17 protein-coding genes are annotated in these 24,868 nt (G+C 70.9%); 13 read left to right on the forward strand and 4 right to left on the reverse strand.

Going from position 1 to position 24,868, the window contains the following annotated elements; translation table 11 throughout:
- The 7 genes from AC2VOR_RS20785 to AC2VOR_RS20815 form a co-directional block, all read left to right on the forward strand.
- On the forward strand, positions 1-1,617 hold a 1,617-nt coding region (locus tag AC2VOR_RS20785; protein WP_486964440.1), incomplete at its 5' end, for an acyltransferase domain-containing protein.
- Positions 1,617-6,983: a type I polyketide synthase gene (locus AC2VOR_RS20790; protein WP_369739236.1), complete on the forward strand. Its 5,367-nt coding sequence runs from the start codon at positions 1,617-1,619 to the stop codon at positions 6,981-6,983. The genes AC2VOR_RS20785 and AC2VOR_RS20790, both read left to right, overlap by 1 nt.
- Positions 6,980-11,452: a type I polyketide synthase gene (locus AC2VOR_RS20795; RefSeq protein ID WP_369739235.1), complete on the forward strand. Its 4,473-nt coding sequence runs from the start codon at positions 6,980-6,982 to the stop codon at positions 11,450-11,452. Before AC2VOR_RS20790 ends, AC2VOR_RS20795 begins: the two co-directional genes overlap by 4 nt.
- 10 nt (positions 11,453-11,462) lie before the next feature.
- Positions 11,463-12,443 carry an ATP-binding cassette domain-containing protein gene (locus tag AC2VOR_RS20800; protein ID WP_369739234.1) on the forward strand — a complete coding sequence of 327 codons (981 nt, stop codon included), beginning with the start codon at positions 11,463-11,465 and terminating at the stop codon, positions 12,441-12,443.
- Entirely contained in the window at positions 12,440-13,252 is an 813-nt protein-coding gene (locus tag AC2VOR_RS20805; protein ID WP_369739233.1) for an ABC transporter permease, read from the forward strand. The genes AC2VOR_RS20800 and AC2VOR_RS20805 overlap by 4 nt, the downstream gene beginning before the upstream one ends.
- Positions 13,252-14,058, forward strand: a complete 807-nt coding sequence (locus AC2VOR_RS20810) for an ABC transporter permease (protein ID WP_369739232.1) — start codon at positions 13,252-13,254, stop codon at positions 14,056-14,058. Before AC2VOR_RS20805 ends, AC2VOR_RS20810 begins: the two co-directional genes overlap by 1 nt.
- Before the next feature lie 19 nt (positions 14,059-14,077).
- Positions 14,078-15,340, forward strand: coding sequence for a phthiocerol/phthiodiolone dimycocerosyl transferase family protein (locus tag AC2VOR_RS20815; RefSeq protein WP_369739231.1), 1,263 nt, complete (start codon positions 14,078-14,080; stop codon positions 15,338-15,340).
- Here AC2VOR_RS20815 and AC2VOR_RS20820 read toward each other — a convergent pair.
- A complete protein-coding gene (locus AC2VOR_RS20820) occupies positions 15,333-16,163 on the reverse strand; it encodes a class I SAM-dependent methyltransferase (protein WP_369739230.1) in 831 nt (276 codons plus the stop codon). The two genes, AC2VOR_RS20815 and AC2VOR_RS20820, sit on opposite strands and share 8 nt — an antisense overlap.
- Positions 16,164-16,288: 125 nt before the next feature.
- Between AC2VOR_RS20820 and AC2VOR_RS20825 the strand changes: the two genes are divergently transcribed.
- The 4 genes from AC2VOR_RS20825 to AC2VOR_RS20840 are packed head-to-tail and all read left to right on the forward strand — an operon-like array spanning position 16,289 to position 19,958.
- Positions 16,289-17,800 (forward strand): cytochrome P450, encoded by a 1,512-nt coding sequence (locus AC2VOR_RS20825; protein WP_369739229.1) that lies wholly within the window; start codon positions 16,289-16,291, stop codon positions 17,798-17,800.
- Positions 17,800-18,456: a flavodoxin family protein gene (locus AC2VOR_RS20830; protein ID WP_369739228.1), complete on the forward strand. Its 657-nt coding sequence runs from the start codon at positions 17,800-17,802 to the stop codon at positions 18,454-18,456. Before AC2VOR_RS20825 ends, AC2VOR_RS20830 begins: the two co-directional genes overlap by 1 nt.
- A 15-nt stretch (positions 18,457-18,471) precedes the next feature.
- A complete protein-coding gene (locus AC2VOR_RS20835; protein ID WP_486964441.1) occupies positions 18,472-18,987 on the forward strand; it encodes a DUF2505 domain-containing protein in 516 nt (171 codons plus the stop codon).
- Between the two features lie 38 nt (positions 18,988-19,025).
- Entirely contained in the window at positions 19,026-19,958 is a 933-nt protein-coding gene (locus AC2VOR_RS20840; protein ID WP_369741649.1) for an SAM-dependent methyltransferase, read from the forward strand.
- On the opposite strand, the gene AC2VOR_RS20845 is transcribed toward AC2VOR_RS20840, so the two are convergent.
- Complete coding sequence (locus AC2VOR_RS20845) at positions 19,919-20,188, reverse strand: cytochrome P450 (protein WP_369739226.1); 270 nt, start codon at positions 20,186-20,188, stop codon at positions 19,919-19,921. The genes AC2VOR_RS20840 and AC2VOR_RS20845 overlap by 40 nt on opposite strands.
- Positions 20,189-20,255: 67 nt before the next feature.
- On the opposite strand from AC2VOR_RS20845, the gene AC2VOR_RS20850 reads away from it, so the two are divergent.
- Complete coding sequence (locus tag AC2VOR_RS20850) at positions 20,256-21,089, forward strand: alpha/beta hydrolase (protein ID WP_369739225.1); 834 nt, start codon at positions 20,256-20,258, stop codon at positions 21,087-21,089.
- Between the two features lie 10 nt (positions 21,090-21,099).
- Positions 21,100-21,801: a nitroreductase family protein gene (locus AC2VOR_RS20855; protein ID WP_369741648.1), complete on the forward strand. Its 702-nt coding sequence runs from the start codon at positions 21,100-21,102 to the stop codon at positions 21,799-21,801.
- Between the two features lie 10 nt (positions 21,802-21,811).
- On the opposite strand, the gene AC2VOR_RS20860 is transcribed toward AC2VOR_RS20855, so the two are convergent.
- Positions 21,812-22,996 (reverse strand): LLM class flavin-dependent oxidoreductase, encoded by a 1,185-nt coding sequence (locus AC2VOR_RS20860; RefSeq protein WP_369739224.1) that lies wholly within the window; start codon positions 22,994-22,996, stop codon positions 21,812-21,814.
- 13 nt (positions 22,997-23,009) lie between these two features.
- Positions 23,010-24,737, reverse strand: a complete 1,728-nt coding sequence (locus tag AC2VOR_RS20865) for a PE family protein (RefSeq protein ID WP_486964442.1) — start codon at positions 24,735-24,737, stop codon at positions 23,010-23,012.
- Between the last annotated feature and the right edge of the window lie 131 nt (positions 24,738-24,868).

Raw genomic sequence — 24,868 nt, forward strand, 5'->3', positions numbered from 1 at the left:
CCCGATGCGGTGATCGGCCATTCGATGGGGGAGGTGACCGCCGCGGTCGTCGCCGGCGCCCTGAGCCCCCGCGACGGGCTCCGCGTCATCACCACCCTGTCCGGGGCCGCCGCGGATCCGGGTGGGCCGGATGTCCCCGCGGCGCTGGCGGATCTAACGCCGCGGCGGGCGGTCATCCCGGTCGTCACCGCCGACGGCGCGGCGCCGGCCTTCGACGCCGAACACTGGGCATCGGACCGGCCCAACCTGGTGCAGGTCACCGACGCCGTGGCCGCGGCGGGAGCCGAGCACGGCACCTTCGTCGAGGTCAGCCCGCACCCGCTGCTGACCGATGCGATCGGTGACACGCTGGCCGGCGTCCATCACCACAGCCTCGGGACGCTGGCCCGCGACACCCACGACACGCTGACCTTCCACACCAACCTCAACGCCGCCCACACGGCCAAGGCGCCCGACACCGAACATCCGGCCGGGCCCCCGCCGCTGCTGCCGAGCACACCGTGGCACCACACCCGCCACTGGGTGAGCGCGCCGAGAACCGTTGCGCGCGAGGCGAAAGCGGCGCCGCACTGGACCGCGATCCGCGACCGCCTGGAGGCCGCGGTGGCGCCACCTCGCCCCGGAACCCTGCTGGGCGAACACATCACCGTCGCGACCACCCCGCCGGTGCACCTGTGGCAGGCCCGGCTGGCACCGGACGGTGCGGCACCCACCGTCTCCGAATCGGTTCTGCTGCAGACGCTGGTGACCGCGGCCACCGAATGCGGCGCGTCTGCCGTGCGCGACGTGCGTTTCGAGGATCCCGTCGTCGTCGACGAGCCGCAAGTGATCCACGTGACGGCCGACGGCGAATCCGTCACCGTGTCGTCGGATTCGGCCGTGCACGCCGGCGCCCGGCTCGTCCACGACCCGGACGCCGAGACCGGGCCGGCGGCCGAGCAACCACCGGTCGACGTCGACCTGCCGGAGGCCTCGACGGTGGCGCTGCTCGACGCCGCCCTCGGCGTCGCGCGTGGCGGGGCGCGGCCGGTGCGCGCCGTTGGCGCCGAAAGCGCCAGGCTCGTCGGTGAGCTCGCCGAGCCGCGCGGCAGCGTCAGGGTCCGCCGACACGGTGGTGGTGCCGCCGGCGACCTGGTCGTCGACCTCGTCGCGACGGCGCCCGGCGGCGGCGTCTGCATCGACATCCGCGCCCTTCGCTACACGGCGGCGGAGCCGGCCGCCGGGCAGGAAGCGACCGCGCCGGCATGGGCGGAGCTCTCCGCCGACGAGGTGGCCGCCGAACTGGGGTCCAGGCTGCGGTCGATCCTGGCCCGGGAGCTCGGGATGTCCGCCTCGGCGGTCGACGTGGAGCGGCCGTTCCCCGAACTGGGCCTCGACTCGATGATGGCGATGGCCGTGCTCAAGGACGCCAAACGGCTGGTCGGCTTCGACGTTTCGGCGACGAAGATGTGGGATCACCCGACCATCGCTGCGATGACCGAATATCTGACGAAACTTATCGTCGCGCAACATGGCTCGAGGCGTGACACGACGGAGCGCGACAACGGGGCCGACACGGACGGCTCGGCGGGCGGCGTGCTGGACGCGCTGTTCGAGAGCGTGGAAAGCGGTATGTGATGAAGACGATCTTCGACAGAGTGGCGGGCATGACCGCCGAGCAGCGCACGGCACTGGGAGAGCAGTTCGACAAGGCCTCCCGACTGGCGACCGCGGAGCCAGTCGCGGTGGTGGGCATCGGGTGCCGCTTCCCCGGCCCCTCGGCCGGGCCCGAGGCCTACTGGGAGTTCCTGTCCGGCGGCGGGGACGCGATCATCGAGGTTCCGCCCGACCGCTGGGACGCCGACGCCTACTACGACCCCGACCCGTTCGCGCCCGGCCGGATGGCCTCCAAGTGGGGTGGCTTCCTGCCCGACGTGGCCGGCTTCGACGCCGAGTTCTTCGGGATCTCCCCGCGCGAAGCCGAAGCGATGGACCCGCAGCAGCGGGTGCTGTTGGAGGTTGCCTGGGAGGCGCTCGAGAACGCCGGCCTGACAGCGGAATCGGTGGGGGAGACCCGAGCCGCGGTGATGATGGGTGTGTACTACAACGAGTACCAGAACTCCTCTGCCGCCGACCCGGACAGCATCGACGCCTACTCGGCGACGGGCAACGCCCACAGCGTCACGGTGGGGCGGATCGCGTACTCGCTCGGGCTGCGCGGGCCCGCGGTGGCGGTGGACACGGCGTGTTCGTCGTCGCTGGTCACCGTGCATCTGGCCTGCCAGAGCCTGCGGCTGCGGGAGAGCGATCTCGCGCTGGCCGGCGGGGTGAACCTCATCCTGCGCCCGGAAACCCAACTGGCGCTGTCCAAGTGGGGCATGCTGTCGCCGCGCGGCCGGTGTCACGCGTTCGACGCGGGCGCCGACGGGTTCGTCCGCGGCGAGGGCGCCGGCGTCGTGGTGCTCAAGCGGCTGACCGACGCGGTCCGCGACGGCGACCGGGTCCTGGCGGTCGTGCGCGGCTCGGCGGTCAACTCCGACGGCCGCTCCAACGGCCTGACCGCGCCGAACGCGCTGGCACAGTCCGACGTGATCACCCGGGCGCTGCGCAATGCCGATGTGACCGCGGACTCGGTGAACTTCGTCGAGACGCACGGCACCGGAACCTCCCTGGGGGACCCGATCGAGTTCGACGCGCTGGCGGAGGTGTACGGGGCCGGCGGCGGCCCCTGCGCGCTGGGTGCGGTGAAGACCAACGTGGGCCACCTGGAGGCGGCCGCCGGGATCGCCGGATTCATCAAGACCGCCCTGGCGGTGCAGCACGGCAAGATCCCGCCCAATCTGCACTTTTCGCAGTGGAATCCGGCGATCGATGCGGCCGCCACCCGCATGTTCATCCCCGGGGAGCTGACCCCGTGGCCGCGCAGCGAGGGCCCGCGGCGGGCCGCGGTGTCCTCGTTCGGGCTGGGCGGCACCAACGCGCACGTGGTGCTGGAACAGGGTCCGGACCCGGAGCCGGCGGCCCCGGAGCCGGGGGTGGCGACGCTGGTGATCGCGGGCAAGACCGACCAGCGGGTGGCCGCCCGCGCGTCGGCGCTGGCCGAGTGGCTTCAGGGCCGCGGCGCCGGGACGCCGCTGGCCGATGTCGCCCACACCCTGCGCCGACAACACGGTCGGCACGGCAAGTTCGCCGTCGTGTGCGCCCGCGACCGCGCACAGGCGGTGGTGGGGTTGCGTGCGGTCGCCGCGGGCCGGGCGGAACCCGGGGTGGTCCTGCCCTCCGACCGAACACCGGGCCCGGGCACGGTGTTCGTGTACTCCGGTCAGGGCTCCCAGTGGCCCGGCATGGGCAAGCGGCTGCTGGCCGACGAGCCGGCGTTCGCCGCCGCGGTGGCCGAGCTGGACCCGATCTTCGTCGAGCAGGCCGGCTTCTCGCTGCGCGAGGTGCTCGAGGCCGGCGAACCGCTGGCCGGCATCGCCCGCATCCAGCCCGCGCTGGTGGGCGTGCAGTTGGCCCTGACCGCGCTGTGGCGCGCGCACGGTGTGGAACCCGATGCGGTCATGGGACATTCGATGGGGGAGGTCACCGCCGCGGTCGTCGCGGGCGCGCTGAGCGCCGCCGACGGCATCCGCGTGATCGCCACCCGTTCCCGGTTGATGTCGGCGCTGTCCGGCCAGGGCGCGATGGCGCTGCTGGAGCTGAGCGCGACCGCCGCCGAGGAGCTGATCGCCGACTACCCCGGCAGCACCGTGGCGGTGTACGCCGCCCCGCAGCAGTCGGTGATCGCCGGCCCGCCCGAGCAGGTCGACGCGGCGATCGCCGCGGTCGACGCGCAGGGGCGGCTGGCGCGGCGCGTCGAGGTCGACGTGGCATCCCACCATCCGACCATCGACCCGATCCTGCCCGAACTGCGCAGCGCCCTGGCGGACCTGGCGCCGCGCACCCCGACGATTCCCGTGCTCAGCACCACCGGCGACGCCGCGGCGGAGCCGGCGTTCGACGCCGACCACTGGGTGGCCAACCTGCGCAACCCGGTCCGGTTCAGCCAGGCGGTGGCCGGCGCCGGCGCCCGGTACGGCACGTTCGTCGAGATCAGCCCGCACCCGTTGCTCACCCACGCCATCGCCGAAAGCCTGGCCGCCGCCGAGTCCGCCGCCCGGACGATGGGCACCGTCACCCGGGACAGCGACGAAACCGTGGCGTTCCGAACGCAACTGGCTGCGATCCGGCCGGCCGACGGTGCGGGCCGGCTGGTGGACCTGCCGCCGGCACCGTGGCTGCATGCGCCGTACTGGGCCGCCCGGCGGGGCGCGAGCCCGGCGCCGGCGGGCGCCCACCCGTTGCTGGGGCTGCACGTCGAGATCCCCTCGGGCCGTGACCACGTGTGGCAGGCCGACGTGGGCACCGGCGCGGTGCCGTGGCTGGCCGACCACCGGGTGTACGGACAAGCCGTCATGCCGGCCGCGGCGTTCGCCGAGATCGCGCTCGCCGCGGGCAGCGAGGCCCTGGGTCTGCCGGCCGACGGGCTCGCGGTGCACCGACTCGAGGTCGAGCAGATGCTGGCCCTGGACGAGCGGACCACGCTGACCACCCAGTTGACCCGGACCGACGAGGGCGCCCGGGTCGAGGTCTACACCCGCTCGGCCGAGGGCGACTGGAACCGGCATGCGGTCGCGCGCGTGGACGTCGCCGCCCGGGACTGCGCGCCCGAGGCCCCGGCCGCCCCCGCCGAGGCGGGCACGACCGTGGCGCCGGCGGAGCTGTACGCGACGCTGCGGCGCACCGGCGCCCACCACGGGCAGGCGTTCGCCGCGCTGACGCGAATCGTGCGCTGGCCCAGCGGTTCCTCGGAGAGCGAGATCGTCCTGCCCGACGAGGCCGCCGCCCATCGCGGCTACCGGGTCCATCCGGTCATGCTCGACGCCGCGCTGCAGGGCCTGGCCGCCGCGATGCCCGCCGAGCCCGGCGACGACGCCGGTGAAGCCACCTATCTGCCGGTCTCGCTGGAGACCGTCCGCGTCTTCCGAGACACCGGGCGCCGCGCCCGGTGCCACGCCGAGCTGGTCAGCCTGGACGACGACGGTTCGGGCAAGCTCGGGCGGATCACCCTGACCGACGACGCGGGCAACCCGACCGCGCAGCTCGCCGGCGTCTACCTGCGGCGCATCGACCGGCGCACGGTGCCGTTGCCGTTGGCGCAGAAGGTGTTCGACGCGGCGTGGACCGAGAGCGCCGTCGGCGAAGCGGCCGCCGAACCGCCCGCGGGCAGCTGGCTGCTGCTGTCCGCCGGCGAAAACCCCGACCTGGTAGACGGTTTCACCGAGCGGTTCGCCGCACCGGCGCGGCGGGTGATCGGCGCGGACCTCACCGACGAGTCGGCGCTGCCGGAGGCGTTCGCGAAGACCGCCGCGGACCCCGACCTTCCGCCGCGCGGGGTGGTCGTCTTCCTCGGGCAGCGCCCCGCCGACGGCCTCGACACCGACGCCGCCCTGCGGCGCGGCGAAGACCTGGTCGCGGCTGTCGCGGGAACCGTGCGCGCGATCGTCGGCGGCTGGCACGGCACCCTGCCGCGGCTGTGGCTGGTCACCCGCGACGGCCTGGCGGTCGCCGACGGCGAGGGCGGCGACCCCGCGGTCGGCGCCCTGCGCGGGCTCGTCCGGGTCCTGGCCTACGAGCATCCCGAACTGCGGGCCACCCTCGTCGACCTGGGCACCGCGGACGAGGCGCCCGCCAGGCTGGCGGTCGAACTGGGCCTGCCGGCCGGGGACGACGTGATCGCCTGGCGCGACGGGCGCCGCCACGCGGAACGGCTCAGGCGGGCCCCCCTGCCCGCGGTGGGCGACTCCGCAAACGTTGTACGACAAAATGGTTCGTACATCGTCAGCGGCGGGCTCGGCGGCATCGGCCTGGTGGTCGCGCGCTGGCTGGCCGACCGGGGTGCGGGCCGCATCGTGCTCAACGGCCGCTCGGCGCAACCTCGGGAAGGCCTGTCCGAGCTGGAGGGCCGCGCCGATATCGCCGTCGTGGCCGGCGACATCTCCGCACCCGGGGTGGCCGAGCGGCTCGTGACGGCCGCCGAGGAGACCGGGCTGCCGCTGCGCGGGATCATCCACTCGGCCGCAGTGATCGACGACAGCCTGGTGGCCACCCTCGACCGGGAAAGCCTGCAACGGGTGTGGGCGCCCAAGGCCGGCGGCGCGCTACGCCTGCACCAGGCGGCCTCCGAATGCCGGCTCGACTGGTGGGTCGGCTTCTCGTCGGTGGCGTCGCTGCTCGGCTCCCCGGGTCAGGGCGCGTACGCGGCGGCCAACGCATGGCTCGACGCCCTGGTCGCCTGGCGGCGGGCGGCGGGGCTGCCCGCCACCACGATCAACTGGGGGCAGTGGTCGCACGTGGGCGTCGCCCGGTCCCTGAGCATGGGCGTCCTCGACCCCATCACCCCCGACGAAGGCATCGAGGCGCTGGAATCCCTGATCGGCGGCGCCGCCACGCAGACCGGTGTGGCGCGGCTGCGGCTCGACCGGGCCGCGGCCGCCTTCCCCGAAATCGGCCGGCTCGGCTACTTCGCCGAACTCGTCGAGGAACTGGGCACCGCCGGCGACAGCGGTGACTGGGCGGGGCCGGAGGCGCTGTGCGAACTCGACCCGGCGGAGGCGAAGGAGATCGTCACCGCGCGGCTGCGCCGGCGCATCTCGGCGATCATGGGCCACGCCGGCGACGCCGCCGTCCCGCCCACCCGGCCGTTGACCGAGCTGGGCATGGATTCGCTGATGGCCGTGCGGATCAGGAACACCGTGCGCGGCGACTTCGGCGTGGAGCCGCCGGTGGCGCTGCTGCTGCAGGGGGCCACGGTCGCCGACCTGGCCGCCGAACTCATCGAACAACTCGGCCTCACCGGCCAGGACAGCCCCGAGCCCGCGAACGAGCTGCGCGAGCGGGCCCAGCGACGCGCCGCGGCGCGCCGGCGAGCCGCCGACCGGCGCCAGCCGCGACAAAGAGTATGACAGGACAACACGTGACAAAATCCAAGGAAAACCCCTCGAACACTTTGCCGCCCAACGCGATCGCCGTCGTCGGGATGGCCGGGAGATTCCCCGGCGCCGACTCGGTGTCGCAGTTCTGGGACAACCTGCGCCGCGGCGAGGAGTCGATCGTCTCCTTGTCCGACGACGAGCTCAGCGCGGCCGGCGTCGGCGAGAAGGCGCTGGCCGGTCACGGCTACGTCAAGCGTGCGCCGGTGATGAACGGCATCGAGGAGTTCGACGCCGAGTTCTTCGGCTTCACCCCGCAGAACGCGTCGATGACCGACCCGCAGCACCGCCTCATGCTGCAGTGCGCGTTCCACGCGCTCGAGGACGCCGGCTACGACCCCGAGCGGATCGACGCCTCGGTCGGCGTCTTCGGGACCAGCTCGGCCAGCGGCTACCTGCTGCACAACCTTATGTCGCACCACGACCCGCACGCGATCATCGGTCAGGGCGCCACCTTCGAGATGGTCAACCTCTCGCTGCAGAACGACAAGGACCACCTGGCCACCCGGGTCGCGCACCAGCTGAACCTGCGCGGGCCCGCGCTGTCGGTGCAGACGGCGTGCTCGTCCTCGCTGGTGGCGGTGCACCTGGCCTGCCAGAGCATCCTGAACGGGGAGTGCGACATGGCGCTGGCCGGCGGCGCGTCGATCCGCGTCCCGCACCGCGTCGGCTATTGGTACCAACCCGGTTCGATGGTGTCCCCGACCGGCCGCTGCCGGCCGTTCGACTCCCGCGCCGACGGCACCCTGTTCGGCAGCGGTGTCGGCGTCGTGGTGCTCAAGCCGCTCGAGGACGCCCTGGCCGATGGAGATCGCGTGCACGCGGTGATCCGGGGCTCGGCGATCAACAACGACGGCTCGACGAAGATGACGTACGCCGCGCCCAACGCGGCCGGTCAGGCCGAGGTGATTGCCGAAGCCCACGCGGTGTCCGACGTCGACGCGTCGAGCATCAGCTACGTCGAAACCCACGGGACCGGAACGCCGCTGGGCGACCCGATCGAGATCGAAGGCCTGCGGCAGGCGTTCGCCCTGTCCGAGTCGGCCAGGCCCGGCCCGTGCCAGGTCGGCTCGGTGAAATCCAACATCGGCCACCTGGAGACGGCGGCCGGCATGGCCGGGCTGATCAAGACGATCCTGTGCCTGCAGCACCGGGCGATCCCGGCGACCCTGCATTTCACCCATCCCAACCCCGAATTGCACCTGGAGCGTGGGCCTTTTGCCGTGCGCGGCGAATACGGCCCGTGGGACTGGGACGGTGTGCGGCGCGCGGGGGTCAGCGCGTTCGGCGTGGGCGGCACCAACGCCCACGTCGTCCTCGAGGAGGCGCCGGCGGTGCCGGCGCCCGACGCGCCGGCGGGCGCCGGGCCCGCCCCGCAGGTGTTGGTGCTGTCCGCCCGGACCGCCGAGGCGCTCGCGGACGCGCGCGCGGCCCTGGCCGCCGAGTTGTCCTGCCCCGACGCGCCCGATTTGGCCGACGTCGCCCACACCCTGGCCCGCCGCCGCACGGAGAACTTCCGCATGGCGGCGGTGGTCGACGACAACGGGCACGCCGCGGAGCTGCTGCGGACCCCCGAGCACGACAACGTCTTCGTCGCCGAGTCGGCCGCCCCGCCGGCGAACGCCGAAAGCGATTCGGAGCGCGTCGCCTTCCTGTTCCCCGGCCAGGGTTCCCAGCACGTCGGCATGGCGCGGGGCCTGCATGCAACCGAGCCCGTGTTCGCCGAGCACTTCGACCGCTGCGCCGCGGCGTTCGACGCGGAGATGGGCATCGACCTGCGCGCCGAGATGTTCGACGGCTCCGGACGCAGCCTGGAGCGCACCGACCGGACCCAGCCCGCCCTGTTCTCCGTGGAATACGCGCTGGCGAAACTCGCCCAGTCCCATGGGATCCGGCCGGGGGCCCTGGCCGGTCACAGCATCGGCGAGTACGCGGCGGCGACCATCGCGGGGGTCTTCGACCTGCCGACGGCGGTCAAGGCGGTGTCGATGCGGGCCCGGCTGATGCACGCCGCGCCGCGCGGCGTGATGGTCGCGGTGGCCGCGAGCCCCGACACCGTCGAAGAGCACTTGTCGGCGGACGTCGACCTCGCCGCGGTCAACGAGCCCGGCGGCTGCGTCGTGGCCGGATCCGAAGAGGGCATCCGCGCGTTCACCGAACAGCTTGCGCGACAAAGTATCACGGCACGCCGGGTCCGCACCTCGCACGCATTCCACTCCCGGCTGATGGATTCGGTGGTCCCGGAGTTCCAGAGTTTCCTGGCCCGCCTGACGCTGCGGGAACCGCAGATTCCGCTGCTGTCGAACGTCACCGGCACCTGGATGTCGGCCGCGGAGGCGACCGACCCGGCGACGTGGGCCCGCCAGATCCGGTCGACGGTGCGCTTCGCCGACGAGATCGCCGCGCTGCTCGCCGAACCCGCCCGCGTCCTCGTCGAGGTCGGTCCCGGCGGCACGCTGACGTCCGCGGCGGCGCGGCACCCGCAGTGGGCCGGCGGTCACCGCACCGTCCGGCTGATGCGCCATCCGGTGCAGAACCGCGATGACCGGGACGCCTTCCTGCTCGGTCTCGGTCAGCTGTGGTCGGCGGGCGTCGACGTCGACTGGTCGCCGCACGCTGCGGGGCGCCGGCCGAACCTGGTTTCGCTACCGGGCTATCCCTTCGTGCGGCAACGGCATTGGATCGACGCCGCGCCGCGCAGCGCGGCGGCGTACCCGCTGAACGGGAACGGCGCCACACCCGCGCCGACGTCGGCGAACGGCACCGGCGCTGCTCGGCCTGCCACCGGCGCCGCGCAGCTCGAGGACACGCTGCGCGACATCTGGGCGCAGTGCCTGGGTGGCGGACCGGTCGACCGCAACGCCGACTTCTTCGAGCTCGGCGGTGACTCGCTGATCGCGATCAGCGTCGCGATGACGGCCGCCAACCAGGGCCTGGACCTCACCCCGCAGGACCTCTACGAGAACCCCAGCGTGGCCAAGCTGGCCAAGACGCTGACCGCCCGTTACGAGGCCGGCGGGCTGGCCCGGTTGTCCCCGGACGACGTCGCCCACCCGCCGGTGCCGCCGAACATCGAACACTTCCTGGCGCACGGCCTGGCCGACGGCGGGCATTGGCGAATCCCGCTGATCCTGCGGCTGCGCCCGGATGTGCGGGCCGAGGACATCACGGCGGTGCTGACCGCCGTCACCAACCAGCACGACGCGCTGCGGATGCGCCTGGTGCACCGCGGCGGCACCTGGGAGCAGGACCTCGGCGAACCCGTCGAGACCGTCGAGCTGGGCGCCGAGTCGTTGCCGGGTGGGTTGGCGCCCGGCGGACCCGAGGAGCGGGAAGCCCTGCTGCAGATCCTGGACGCGCAGATTCGCGGGCAGGACCTGGCCGGCCCGCCCCTGGCCGCCACGCACGTCCGCGGCGGGGACGGCGGGCCGTGCTACCTGGCGCTCAGCGTGCACGGGACCGCCGCAGACACCATGTCCCGCGACATCCTGCTCACTGACATCTTCACCGCGTTCGGGCAGCGGCTGGCCGGCGAGGAGATCACCCTGCAGCCGGTGAGCACGCCGTGGCGGGACTGGTGCCAGCGGTGCGCTGGGCTCGCCGCCCACCCGGCCGTCCTGGAAAGCCGCGAATACTGGCTCGAAACCGCGGCCAAGGCGAACCTGCGTGTCGCGGAGCCGGCCACCGAACCGCCCACGGTCGACGACCTGGTGCGGCTGCCCTCGGCGCTGACCGTCGCGCAGACCACCGAGATCGACGACGCGCGGCGCCGGCTCGGAGCGCCGATCGAGGACGTCGTGGTGGCCGCGCTGACGCGGACGATCGCGGCGACGGTCGGCGACGGCTGCCTGGGGCTCGACCTCGGCGGGCCGGGGCGGTCGGTGCTCAAACCCGACGTCGACCTGCACCGCACTGTCGGTGAGTTCACCACCGTCTATCCCGTCGCGCTGCCGTGCGCGGCGGACCGCGACGGCAGTGTGCGGCAACTGGTCGAGGACGTGCACGACACGCTGAAGTCGGTGCCGCACTACGGAATCGGATACGGGCTGCTGCGGTACGTCTATGCGCGCACCGCCGGCTGGCTCGCTGCCACGCCGCCCGCGGACATCTTCTTCTCGTACGCGGGCACCATCCCCGACCTTCCCTCGGCCGCCGGCGAGGCCCCGGTCCAGTTCGACTCCGACACGGCGCTGCCCGTGCGCGAGGCCTACCCGGGCCTCGGTCACGCCGTCGAGCTGCGCGTGTACCGCAGCGCCGGGGCCATGCACCTGGACTGGTGGTACGACTCCCGCCGCATCGACGCGGCGCGCGCGCGGTCGCTGGCCGACGCGTTCTCCGCGACGCTGCTCGACCTCGCCCGCGCGGCGGTGGCCGAGGACGAAAGCGCCTCGGCGGAAGAGGAGTTGACCCTCGTGGACTTGTCGTCGAGCGATTCGACCTAGGAGAGAAGCAATGCCAATCACCGAGAACGCGGTCGTCGTCAACGGGATCAAGAAGTCGTTCGGTTCCGTCGTCGCACTGACCGACATCAGTTTCAAGGTCGGCCGCGGGGAGGTGCTCGGGCTGCTCGGGCCCAACGGCGCCGGCAAGACCACGACGGTCGACATCCTCTCGACGCTGACCCGCCCGGACGGCGGCCACGCGGAGGTCGCCGGGCACGACGTCGTGTCCGACCCGGCCGGCGTGCGCCGCTCGATCATGCTGACCGGCCAGCACGTGGCGCTCGACGAGATGCTGACCGGCCGGGAGAACCTGCTGATGTTCGGCCGTCTGCAGGGCCTGAAGAAATCCCGGGCGCGTTCGCGGGCCACCGAACTGCTCGCCCAGTTCGACCTCGTCGACGCGGCCGACCGCCGGGTCAGCACGTATTCGGGCGGGATGCGCCGGCGGATCGACATCGCCTGCGGGCTGGTGGTCCAGCCCGAGGTGGTGTTCCTCGACGAACCCACCACCGGGCTCGATCCCCGCAGCCGCCAAAGCATCTGGAAGCTGGTGTCCGACTTCAAGGAATCGGGTATCGCCACGCTGCTGACCACCCAGTACCTCGAGGAGGCCGACGCGCTGTCCGACCGCATCATCGTGATCAACCACGGCACGATCATCGCGGAGGGCACGGCCGACGAGCTCAAGGAGCGCACCGGGGGCACCTACTGCGAGATCGTGCCGCGCGACCTGGCGGACTTGCCCGCCGCGGCGCGGGCGCTCGGATCCCTGCTGCCCGAGAAGAACCGGGACGCGCTCACCGGCGCCTCCGACCGCATCGCCATGCCCGCGCCCGACGGACCCAGCACCCTCACTCAGGTGCTGAGCCGGCTGAACGAGGCGAACATCGACCTGGCCGACATCGCGCTGCGGCGGCCCTCGCTCGACGAGGTGTTCCTCGCCTTGACCAGCCAGGACGCCGGCGAGCGACATCGGGTGGGTGTCTCGTGACCGCGGCCGCGATCGCCGCTCGCCCGGGGACGTCGCCCGTCCAGCAGTGGTGGGTGCTGACGGTCCGCGTGGTCCGGCCCACGCTGCGCAACGGGGAGCTGGCCACCCAGATCGCCGCGCCGATCATGTTCACCGTGAACTTCTACTTGCCGCTCAAGCAGATCATGGGCGCCTTCACCCAGGGCATGAGCAGCTATGCGCAATATCTGATGCCGCTGATCGCCTTGGTGGCGATCGCGTTCGCTGCGATCTCGGCCGCCTTCCGGGCGGCGACCGACGCGGTGCTGGGCATCGACCGGCGGTTCAAGGCGATGCCGATCGGCGGGTTGACACCGCTGGCCGCGCGCATGTCGGCCAGCATGTACCGCTGCGGCATCGCGCTGGTGGTGTCACTGGCGTGCGGTTACGTCATCGGGTTCCGTTTCTACGGCGGCTGGGCGCATGTCGTGGGGTTCTGCGTGCTGGTGCTCGCCATCGGCGCTTCGCTGGCGTTGCTCGGCGACGTCATCGGAGCCTGGAACAAGAACCCCGAGGCGACTATGCCGCTGCTGCTTCCGCCCCTGTTCGTGCTGGGCCTGTTGTCGGTCGGCCTGCAGCCGGTCGAGCGGTTCCCCAGCTGGATACAGGGTTTCGTCCGCGACCAGCCGGTGTCCCAGTACGTCGACGCGCTGCGCGTGCTGGCCGGGGACAGCACGCCGGCTGCCGGGGCGGTGAGCTGGTCCACGATCGGTCCCGCCGTCATCTGGTGCGCGGGGGTCTTCGTGACCCTGCTGCCGTTGCACGCCCGCGTGTCGTCGGGGAGGCGATGATGACGGTGGCCGCGCATCGCAAGACGACGGAGAACTCGCCGGGGGCGCTCGCCCCGCAGACCTGGCTCCTGGCCGCACGGCTGCTGCTGCGGTGGCGCCGCGACCCGGCCACGGTGCTCGAGTCGCTGATCATGCCCGTGGCCCTGCTGGTGACCGTGAACACCGTGTTGGGCAACGGGGTTCAGCAACTGACCGGTCACAGCGCCCTGTACGGCACCGTCCCGCTCATCGCGATGGTCGGGGCCATGTCCGGGTCGATGGTCGGCGGCATCAACCTGATGCGCGAACGCGGCGAGGGCCTGCTGTCGCGGCTGTGGGTGGTGCCCGTGCACCGGGCGTCGGGCATGCTGTCGCGCCTGATCGCCGACACCGTCCGGATCGTGGTGACCACCGCGGTCATCATGGGCACCGGGTTCGCGCTGGGTTTCCGCTTCCACCAAGGTATTGCGGCGGCGGTGGCCTGGCTGCTGGTCCCGATCGCGTTCGGGGTGGCCTTCACGATGGCCGTCATGACGCTGGCGCTGTACACGGCGAACACCATCGTGGTGGAGGCGACCGAGATCGTCTGGGGACTGATGATGTTCTTCTCCACCGGCTTCGTGCCGGCAGACCAGTACCCGGGCTGGCTGCAGCCGATCGTGCGGCACCAGCCGATCAGCTACGCCGTCGAGACCATGCGCGGCCTGTCGCTCGGCGGGCCGGTGCGGGCGCCGCTGGTCGACATGCTGGCGTGGTCGGCGGCCCTGGCCGCGGCGTGCGCGGTGCCGATGGCGATCGGCTTCCGACGGGCCAGCACCCGCGGTTGAGAGGCTAGGAGTTCGAAAAGTGTTCACCTCATCGATAATTCGCAGGCTGTCGCGCAGCGAGGAGATCTTCGCCGAGACGCAGAGTTACGTGGGTCTCGGCGCGGACGTGCGGGGCCGGGTCGACCTGGACGCCCTCTCGGCGGCTTTCGACGCGCTGCTGGAGGCCCACCCGGTGCTCGGCGGCCATCTCGAGCAGGACCCCGACGGGCGCCACCAGTTCGCCGTCGACGACGACTTGATGCATCCGGGGATCGAGGTGCTGGAGAACGCCGACCCGGCAGCCGGAGTCCCGCCCGTGCACCTGGACCAGACCGCGTCGCTGGTGCACCTGCGCGTGGTCTCCCACGCCGACGGTGTGCAGCTGACCCTGTACGTGCACCACGCGCTGGCCGACGGCCACCACGAGTTCAGCCTCGTCGAGGAGCTGTTCTCCTACTACACCGACCTGGTCTGCGGCGGCGGCATCGGCCGGGTCGAGGTGCGACCCGCGCCGGATTCGCTGGAAACCGTTCTGGCGCAACGTGGTATCGGCAAGCAGCAGCGGTCGGGGCTCGAGCGGTTCATGCCCGCCGTGTTCGCCTACGACCTGCCGCCGTCGCGGCGGACCGCCTCCGAAGTCACGCCGGCCTCGCCGCTGCGCGTTCCCATGGCGGGATGCCGGCTGAGCGAGCGCGAGACGCAGGACCTGATCGCCTTCGGCCGGTCCCGGAAGGTCAACCTGAACGGACTGCTGTCGGCGGCGGTCCTGATGGCGGAGTGGAAGCTGCGCGGCGAGACCAACATCCCGGTGCCCTACCTCTACCCCGTCGACCTGCGCTACGTCCTCTCGCCGCCGCTGTCGGCGACCGCGTGCACCAACCCCCTGGGGGTGGCTACCTATCTGGCCGAGATCGACCACCACACCGAGGTGGTGAGCCTGGCCCGCGACATCGCCGAGACGTTTCGGGCGGACCTGGCCGACGGGGTGGTCCAGCAGTCACTACTGCACTTCAGCCCGCAGTACGTCGGCAACCCGCCCGGCATGCCCGACGTCGTCATGCTGACCGACAGCGGGCTGGTGCCGCCGGTGCGCACGCCGCCGGAGGTGGAGCTGGTCGCCGCCCACAGCGAGTTCTACTTCGCCGTCAGCGCCGGCATCGACATGTATCTGAGCAAGATCTTCGCCGGCCAGCTGGTGGTCGAATACCACACGCACGCGCCGGGACCGGAGAAGTTCGTCGACGAGATACATGCGGTGCTGCGCAGCGTCGCCGAACAACACGCCGCCAGTGGCGTCAGCTGACGGGCCCGAAGGCGTAGCGATGGTATTGCAGGGTGCGGCGCAGCGGCGGGGCGATGCGGCTCAGCCGGCCCGCCACCCGGAACCCTCGGGGCGCGCCGCGAAATGTGCTGGCGTCGAACAATGTCGCGGCGATCAGCAGCCGGATGCCGGGCACCCGGCTCAGCACGTCCTGCGGGCTGTCGACCCCCCAGAACAGCTTCGAGCCGGTGCGCCGCACCAGCGTGTGGCCCTTCTGCGACCTGATCGCCCACCGGTTGTAGAAGTCGATCTGCAGCTCCCCGGATCCGAAGTGCTCGACGAAGCGGTTCAGCAGCGCGGCGCCTTCGTCCGCGGTCAGGTACATGCTGATGCCCTCGGCCAGCAGCAGCGCGGGGCCCTCGGCGGGTATCCGGTCCAGCCAGGACATGTCGGTCGCCGACGTGGGCAACAGGTGGTATCCGTGGCGGGACGGAAAAACCTTCTGCCGCAAGGCAATCACCTCGGGGTAGTCGACGTCGTACCACCGCACGTCCGGTCCGGGATCGAGCCGGAAGACCCGGCTGTCCATCCCGCAACCCAGATGGATGACCGTGCACCGCGGGTGCATGGCCAGGAACTGGCGCGCCCAGATGTCGTACTGCGCGGTGCGCACGGTGATCAGCGGAGCCCACTTGGCGGTGATGCCGATGTCGGTGAAGTCGTAGTCGAGGCGTGCGGCCGCCTCCTTGGCGAACCGGTCGCCGAGGATCGGGCGAGCGAAATCGGCGTCCAGCGCCTTGAGGTAGAGCGTCGCCAGCATGGTCTGCGGGGCGCCGCTGAGATCGACCGAAACCTTCTCCGTCACCTCTCCGAGGTTACGGGCCGCTTCGGGGTTCGTGGGCGCGCGGGTCGACCGAGACCCCCCAGGATCCCGCGAGTTGCGGCCACACCCCGCGCACCTGTCGTCGCCCCCGGAAAGGAGCAACGCCGATGACCGCCATCAGCACGCCGGCGTATCTGGCCGACCAGGCCCGTCGCCGGCTCACGCCGACGCTCAACAACATTCCCGGCCTGGGACTGGTGGAGCGCAAGGTGCGCGACCATCCGTGGAAGACCAAGGTGCTGGCCGCGCCGCCCGCCGGCAGCGGCCTGGCGCCGGTGCTGGGCGACTCGGGCCTGCCGGTTTTCGGCCACAGCCTCGAGATGTTCCGCGGCGGACCCGACTTCGCGTTGCACATGTACCGCAAATACGGTCCGGTGTTCTTCTCCGACGTGCGGATCCTGCGCTCGGTCAACGCGCTGGGGCCAGAGGCCACCCGGGCGGTGTTCGCCAACAAGGACAAGGCCTTCTCCCAGAAGGGGTGGTACCCGATCTGCGGGCCGTTCTTCAACCGCGGCCTGATGCTGCTGGACTTCGACGAGCACCTCTACCACCGGCGCATCATGCAGGACGCGTTCACGCGGACCCGGTTGTCCGGCTACGTCGAGCACATCGACCGGGTGGCCACGGGCGTCGTCGCCGACTGGCCGACCGACGACGCCCGGTTCCTGTTCCATCCCGCGATGAAGAAGCTCACCCTCGACATCGCGTCGATGGTGTTCATGGGCCACCAACCCGGCACCGACCGTCGACTGGTCACCAAGGTGAACGACGCCTTCACCATCACGACCCGCGCCGGTGGGGCGTTCATCCGTTATCCGGTGCCGCCGTTCAAGTGGTGGCGCGGCCTGCGGGGCCGCAGAGTGCTGGAGGACTACTTCACCGAGCGGGTCAGGGAACGCCGCGACGCCGACGGCAGCGACCTGCTCACCGTGTTGTGTCACAGCACGGACGAGGACGGCAACAGTTTCACCGACGCCGACATCGTCAACCACATGATCTTTTTGCTGATGGCCGGCCACGACACCTCCACGACGGCCACGACCAACATCGCCTACAACCTTGCCGCGCACCCGGAATGGCAGGAGCGGTGCCGCGACGAGTCGGCGCGACTGGGTGACGCGCCGCTGGACATCGAGGCGCTGGAGAAGCTGGAGGCGCTGGACCTGGTGATGAACGAGTCGCTGCGGATGGTGACCCCGCTGCCGTTCGTCATGCGCCAGACGGTGCGCGACACCGATCTGGTGGGCCACTACCTGCCGGCCGGCACCCTCATGCTGGTGTGGCCGTCGATGAACCACCGGCTGCCCGAGCTGTGGACGGAACCGGACAGGTTCGATCCCGCGCGGTTCGCCGAGCCGCGGGCCGAGCACAAGAGCCACCATTACGCCTTCGCCCCGTTCGGCGGTGGCGCGCACAAGTGCATCGGGCTGGTGTTCGCCCAGCTCGAGGTCAAAGCCGTCATCCACCGGCTGCTGCGCCGCTACCGCCTCGAGCTGGCCCACCCCGGCTACCGGTCGCGCTGGGACTACGGCGGCATGCCCATCCCGGTCGACGGCATGCCCATCGTGCTGCGGCCCCTCGGCAGAAGCGAAGCGTTGAACCACAAGGAGACTCACTGATGCGCCCACGGGTCCTGCTGCTGTACTACACCTACACGGGGCAATCGCTGAAAGTCCTCGAGGCCGCGGCGGAGGTGTTCCGCGACCGCGGGTGCGAGGTGCGCAAGGCGCAGATCGAGTTCACCGACCCGCGCTTCGCCGAACCGTTCACCCGCTTCCCGATGCGGCGCGTGTGGCCCGACATGCTCAGCGTGCTCCCGGCCCAGCTGCGCCGTGCGAGTGGGGAGATCCGCACCCCGGACGCGGTCCGCGACGGCGACTACGACCTGATCTGCATCGGCTCGCCGACCTGGTGGCGCACGGCGAGCATGCCGATGCGGTCGTTCCTGAAGTCCGACGAGGCGCGACGACTGCTGGCGGGCAAACCGTTCGCCGTGTTCGTGGTGTGCCGGCGCTACTGGCGGGAAAACCTCACCGCGGTGCGCAAGCTGGGCACCAAGCGGGGCGGCCGCTACGTCGACGGCGTGCATTTCGCCTATCCCGGCGACCAGGTCCGCTCCATGCTCTCGCTGACCAGCTACCTGGGCACCGGGGAGTACCGGGACCGGTACCTGGGCGTGCCCATCCCGGCGACCAACGTCGGACCGCAGCAGCTGGAGCAGGCGCGCCAGTTCGCCTCCGCCCTGGCGGACCGCTTGTTCGCCGCCACCCGATAAGGAATCGTCAGCCCCATGCCACGCACATTCGACATCGTGACCGAGTCGTCGGCCAGCGTCGGGCAGGTCCATGCGGCGTTCAGCCGCAAGGACTACTGGCTGGCCCGGCACGAGGCTTTCGACGCTTCCACCTCGATGGATTCGCTGACCGTCGACCCCGACGGGACGGTCACCATGCACGCCACCCAATACCTGGGCCGGCAGCTGCTACCCGGCGCGGTCGCCAGACTCGTCCCGGGGGACATCAAGATCCTGCACAGCGAGACGTGGACGCCCGTCGCGCCCGACGAGGTACGCGGCGAGGTCCGGGTCTCGGCCCCCGGCGGGTTGGGGTCGGGGCTGGCGAATGCGCGGCTGGTGCCGGCGGGCCCGCCCGGTTACCACGGCTCGCAACTGCTCTTCGCGGCGTCGGTCGAGGTCAAGATTCCGCTGTTGGGTGGCAAACTCGAGAACGCCATCGGCGCCAACCTGGCCGAGAACATTCCGGTCATCCAGCACTTCACCACGGCCTGGATCGCCGAGCATTCTTAGGACTCACCATCCGCAATCAACGAGTAGAGCAGGGGGAGATCGTGGTCACGGTTCCGCGTCGCATACAGGAGGAAACCACCGGGGTGCGGCTGCGCCGCTGGGCGGACGAGTGCCGGCGCACGGCGCGCGTCCTGCTGTCGCGGACCGACGGCTCCAAGACCGGTCAGATATACGACATCATCGGCACCCAGAACCTGTTCGGCGAGGAGTCGCTGTTCATCAACTTCGGGTACTGGGAGAACGACCCCGCGACGCTGGACGAGGCCAGCCGGGACCTGGCCCGTCTGGTCGCGCGCAGCGCCGAGTTCGCCCCGTCCGATGTGGTGGTGGACTGCGGTCCCGGCTACGGCGACCAGGACATCCTGTGGGCCAACGAGTTCGGCGTGAAACACATCACCGGCATCAACGTGGCCACCGAGCAGATCGCCATCTCGACGCGCCGCGTGCGGGAAGCGGGCCTGTCCGACCGGATCGACTACGTCCACGCGTCCGCCTGCGCGCTGCCCCAGGAAGACGAGTCGGTCGACAAGGTCGTCGCGATGGAATCGGCCTTCCACTTCCCGTCCCGCGTCGACTTCTTCTCCGAGGCGTTGCGCGTGCTCAAGCCGGGCGGCCTGCTGGTGACCGCCGACATCGTGCCCCGCAAGACGTTCCTCAATGCCCGGCACCGCCGCAAGGTCGCCCGGCTCGGGTGGCGGGGGGCCCCGCCGTTGGCGGTCCGCAAGGCGGCGAACGTCGATTCCTATCGGGACCTGTTGCTGTACACTGGTTTTGCCGAAGCCGAAACGCGCTCCATCGCCGGCGAGATCTTCCGCCCGCTGGCCAGGTTCCTGTCCAAGAGCCTGTTCGCGCCCGAACGCAGATCCGTGAATCCCGTCCTGCGGTGGACGGTGCGGCCCGACAACTTCTGGATCCACGAGTGGCATGTCGACTACATCCTGGCGGTGGCCAGAAAAGCGACGCAGGCGTAGTCACGCAACGTCAGCCGCCGGCGCTGTGTACCGCGCGCACCTGTCTGAGCATCCACCGCCCACGCCAACGGGGCGGACGTCGTCTCGTAGCCGGCGACCAACAGGGTCACCAACTCGTTGGCGACATGCCGGTCCGGGAGCGGCCGGCCGGTCTCGTCGCGGGCCCGCAACAGCAGCGCGACGACGCCGTCGCGTTCGTGCAGGGCCGGGTGGCCGCTCACCGCGCGCATCGGTGGGCACCAAGCGGAATTCGCGCAGCAATCTGCGCATCGACGAACGCCTGCCCGTCGAGACCCCATGTCGATCCGGGGGCGCTTCGAGTTGCCTAACTACACCGGCGCGGGCGCGCTCGAGGTGATCGACAAGGGAAGCGTCAGCCAATCCCATCCAGTCCCGCTGCTTTTCGTCCACGGCGCCTGGCACGCGGCCTGGTGCTGGGACGAGCACTTCCTCGAGTTCTTCGCCGGCCGGGGATATCGGGCGCTGGCGGTGAGCCTGCGCGGTCACGGAAAGAGCCCGACGGCGAAGCCGCTGCGCAGCTGTTCGATTGCCGACTACGTCGCGGATGTCGGTGCGGTTGCCGACAGTTTGGCCACCAGCCCCGTCGTGGTCGGTCACTCCCTGGGCGGCTTCGTCGTCCAGAAGTACCTGGAGCAGCGCGACGCGCCCGCGGGCGTGCTGCTGTCGTCCATGCCGCCGCGGGGAAATCTCGGTTCCGGCCTGCGCTGGCTGCGCCGCCATCCGTGGCACTTCGCGAAGATGGCCGTCACCGGTAGATCGTTGGCGTACGTCAACACCCTCGAGCTCGCGCGCGAGCGGTTCTTCGCCGGCGGGCTGACCGACGCCGAGGTCCGCGGCTACGCGGCGCGCCTGCAGGAGGAGAGCACCCGCATCGGGGTGGACTGCCTGGTGCTCAACCTGGTCCGGCCGAAACGGGTGAGCGCTCCGCTGCTCGTCCTGGGCGCTCGGGAGGACGGTGCCCATACCCGCAGCGAAGTGCACGCCACCGCGCGCGCCTACGGCACCGAGGCGGAGTTCTTCCCCGGCATGGGCCATAACATGATGCTGGAGCCCGGATGGGCCGCGGTGGCTGAAAGGATCGACGAATGGCTTGGTGGACAAGGCCTTTGAGGTGCACGACATGACGGAGCAGGTGCCCGGCGCCGCCGAGGCGCTGGGCCGCCTCGACATGCCGCTCGCCGAGGCGATGATGACCCAGCGGGCGGTGCGCCGCGTCCTGCCCGACCCGGTCGACGACGCAGTGGTGCTCAAGTGCATCGAGCTGGCGCTGCGCGCCCCGACCGGCGCCAACGGGCAGAACTGGGAATTCGTCGTCGTCAAGGACCAGCGCGTCAAGGACAAACTGGCCCGGCGCTACCGGCAGGCGTGGTGGATCTACCACAACGCGATGATCCGGCGGGTGGCCGCCCGCGACGAGTCGATGGCGAAGATCACCCGCGCGGTGCAGTGGCAGGTCGACCACTTCACCGAGATCCCGGTGCTGGTGGTGGCGTGCCTGCGGCTGGGGGTGCGGGACGGCAAGCTGCCCTTGGTGCCGCTGCCGCACGCCGCCGAGTCGGGGTACTACGGCTCGATCTACCCGAGCGTGCAGAACCTGTTGCTGGCCGCGCGCGCAATGGGGTTGGGGGCCTCGCTGATCACCCTGCCGTTGTGGAGCGTGGCATCGGCGCGCCGGACGCTGGGGTTGCCGCACGCGGTGACGCCGTGCTGCGTCGTCCCGCTGGGGTGGCCGCGCGGGCGCTACGGACCCACGACGCGGCGGCCGGTCGGCGAGGTGACCCACCTCGACACCTACGGCAACCGGGCGTGGCAGGACCGCTGAGGCCCGCGGGTCACAACTTCTTCAGCCGGCGAAGAAGCTTGAGGTACGGGGTGTTAGCCGCGAGGCTCTTGCGGAAGCTGGGGTTCAGTGGTCCGGCGTTGATGATCAGCGCGTAGCGCAGCCCGTGGTCGCGCCATTGTGCCAGCTGGTCGACCACTTCGTCGGGCGTACCGTTGAAGGTCAGCTCTTTCATCAGGGACAGCGGGACTTTCGCGGTGTAGGACAACGCCGTCCGCGCGTCGATGGTCTGGGGCACCAGGTCCTGCACACCGGAGAACTCCGCGCCCAGCGGGTGTTGGGCGCCGTGCCGCGCCCAGGCCTCCGCGGGGGCAGCCAGCGCGGAGGCTTTCATGATCACCGAGTCCAGCGCCTCGTCCACGTCGTCGCGACTGCGACCGGTGACCAGGGCACGGTTCACCGCGGGCACGATCGACATCGGGTCACGGCCGGCGTCGGAGGCCGACGCGCGCACGGCCTCCAGCGCGCGGGAGTAGTCGGCGGGACGGGAGATGACAAAGGGCACCCAGGCGTCGGCGTAGCGCCCGGTGACGCGGAGCATCCGCGGCCCGTGGGCCGCCACCCAGATCTCCGGCCACTTCCCGCGATAGGGCGGCAGCGCGAAGATGGCGTTGTGCAAAGGGAAATAGGGCGAGTCGCGGGTGACCAGCTCGCCGCCCGAATCCCACAACGCGCGGATCGTGGCCAGGGCCTCCTCGAGTTCGGCCACGGGTTTGCTCCGCCGCACACCGTAGGGTTCGTTGCCCTCGCGTTCCCCGACACCGATGCCCAGCATGGCGCGGCCCCGGGTGAGCAGATGCAGGCTCGCCGCGGCCTGCGCCGTCACCGCCGGGTTGCGGCGGCTGGCGTCGGTCACGCAGATCCCGAGCCGGAGCCGGCGAATACGGTTGCGGGCGGCCAGGTTTCCCAGCACGGTCCACGGTTCGAGGACCGCGTCGACGTCAGGCACGACTGTGGCTGCCACGCCCAGATGTTCGCGCGTGGCCAGCGAGCGCGGGATGAACGCGTTCAGATGATCGCCGACCCAGAACGAGTCGGCCCCCGTCGCCGCGGCGGTCACGTAACTCGCCTGCGTCAGCGCGGTCGGCGACAGGCGCGAGTTCACGATCCCGTCGAGGATTCCGAACCGGAACCCGTGCTTGTCGACCGACCGGTTTCCGTTCAGCAGCAGCGCCATATCCGCGCGCCGACTAATCGATTCCCAGATATCCGACCAGCGGCGCGCTGGCCAGCAGCGAGCTGGGGTTGGTCAGAACGTTGATGTCGTTGCCGAGCGCCTGAGCATAGATGCCGGGGTTGGTGTATCCAAGCAGTCCTTGCGCGAAGTAGGATCCGCCCTCCTGTAGACCCGTCGGCAGGAACGACGGGCCGGTGCCATATCCCCAAACTGGCTCGGCGCCAAGGTTAGCCAGCGGGAATTGGTTGGGTATACCGGTGAAGTCCTGAATCGTACCGCCAAGCCCGGCCGGGACGCTGTAGAGGGTTGGTGAGCCCCAATACAGAAAGCTGCCAGTTTCGAACGGGTCGAAGTCGTAGATTTCGTCGGACTCCAGTTTGATCGCGCTCGACACGACATTGCCGACGTTCGGGAGCTGGATCGGATTCGCCGCCGGAGGGCCTGTCAGGTTTGCGCCAATGGCGTTAAGCGGCGCCAGCGGCTGCAGCTGCGCATACTGGCCGGACCAGGCGACGTTCTGTGCGAGTTGGCCGTTGGCCAACGTGACGACTCCTGATCCACTTGAGGCGAGGTTGGGTTCGCCCGGTAGGACATTCGCACCGACAGTGTCTTCGATGATGTTGGGGTAGTGGGTGCCCGCGAGCAACGACTGCAGCGACGTGTCGCCATGGACCCATTGACCAAGGTAGGCCAAGGGGTTGGCGGCCTGGAACTCGGTGCCGACCGTAGAACCGTCGATGAATTCGGCCTGCGCCAGTGTCTGGACCTGGTTGGCGAGGGATTCGGTGAACGGGAAAGGCAACAGGAAGTGCAAGATCGCGTCCACCTGCGGCCAGTTGCCATCGTCCCAGCCCCAGGTGTTACCGAGTGATTGCATCTCCCAGCTGCCGGTTCCACCCAAGGCGTAGTACTTGAGCCCGTCGATTGTCGCGATCGCGCTGGGTGCGGTACCCGAGGGGATCCAGCCCGGAACCCCGCCGACCGAACCGGCCGGACCCAGGGCGTACGCGTACTCCTGCAGCGCCAGCGACTCGTAATAGGGGATGTTCGCGACGTCGGCGAACAGGTTGTACGGAACGTTGGCCAGGCGGCTGAGGTCGCCGCCGACGTTGAGATTGGCGAGGCCCCCGGTCAGGCCGCCGAGGTTGGTGAGGCCACCGAGGTTGGCGAGACCGCCGGGATTGGTCAGGCCGCCCAGATTGGTGACGCCGCCGAGATTCCCCAGCCCCCCGAGATTGGTGAGATTTCCGACATTCGCGAGCCCGCCGAGATTGGTCAGGCCACCCAGGCCGGTGAGTCCGACCAGATTTCCGAGGCTCGCCGCGCCGCCCAGGCCGGCGAGGTTTCCCAACCCACTCGTGAGCCCCCGCGTGAGACCGCCCAAGTTTGCTCCGGCCAGCGCGCTCCCGAGCTGCGCGGGCGCGTTGACCGCCGCAGAAAGCTCCTCCTGCACTGTCTGCAGCGGGGAGATGTTGGCCGCCTCGGCGGCGGCGTAGGTGCCACCCGCGGCGGTCATCAGCTGCACGAACTGCTGGTGAAACGCCTCGACCTGCGCGCTGAGCGCCTGGTAGGCCCGGCCGTATTCGGAGAAGACGGCCGACACCGCGGCCGACACCTCGTCGGCGCCGGCGGCCACCATCGCCGTCGTCGGGCCCGACGCCGACGCGTTGGCGGCGCTGATCGTCGAGCCGATGTTCGCCAGATCCGTTGCCGCTGCCGACACATACTCCGGCGTCGTCACCAAATACGACATGAAACCCCCCAAAATTCGGCTTTTTCCGACCCCCCGGAACCGACTGAAAATCGACTTTACCGCAAACCGGTGCGTCCACGAGCAGGAGTCCTGGCGGCAATCGCCGACGGCCGTGCGGC

It is taken from the genome of Mycobacterium sp. TH-M103, from assembly GCF_057473785.1.

Excerpts from the sequence above, each read along its gene's own strand:
- AC2VOR_RS20790 (WP_369739236.1), top strand. The coding sequence starts at position 1,617 with ATGAAGACGATCTTCGACAGAGTGGCGGGCATGACCGCCGAGCAGCGC.
- AC2VOR_RS20795 (WP_369739235.1), top strand. The coding sequence starts at position 6,980 with ATGACAGGACAACACGTGACAAAATCCAAGGAAAACCCCTCGAACACT.
- AC2VOR_RS20800 (WP_369739234.1), top strand. The coding sequence starts at position 11,463 with ATGCCAATCACCGAGAACGCGGTCGTCGTCAACGGGATCAAGAAGTCG.
- AC2VOR_RS20810 (WP_369739232.1), top strand. The coding sequence starts at position 13,252 with ATGACGGTGGCCGCGCATCGCAAGACGACGGAGAACTCGCCGGGGGCG.
- AC2VOR_RS20825 (WP_369739229.1), top strand. The coding sequence starts at position 16,289 with ATGACCGCCATCAGCACGCCGGCGTATCTGGCCGACCAGGCCCGTCGC.
- AC2VOR_RS20830 (WP_369739228.1), top strand. The coding sequence starts at position 17,800 with ATGCGCCCACGGGTCCTGCTGCTGTACTACACCTACACGGGGCAATCG.
- AC2VOR_RS20835 (WP_486964441.1), top strand. The coding sequence starts at position 18,472 with ATGCCACGCACATTCGACATCGTGACCGAGTCGTCGGCCAGCGTCGGG.
- AC2VOR_RS20845 (WP_369739226.1), bottom strand. The coding sequence starts at position 20,188 with ATGCGCGCGGTGAGCGGCCACCCGGCCCTGCACGAACGCGACGGCGTC.
- AC2VOR_RS20850 (WP_369739225.1), top strand. The coding sequence starts at position 20,256 with ATGTCGATCCGGGGGCGCTTCGAGTTGCCTAACTACACCGGCGCGGGC.
- AC2VOR_RS20855 (WP_369741648.1), top strand. The coding sequence starts at position 21,100 with ATGACGGAGCAGGTGCCCGGCGCCGCCGAGGCGCTGGGCCGCCTCGAC.
- AC2VOR_RS20860 (WP_369739224.1), bottom strand. The coding sequence starts at position 22,996 with ATGGCGCTGCTGCTGAACGGAAACCGGTCGGTCGACAAGCACGGGTTC.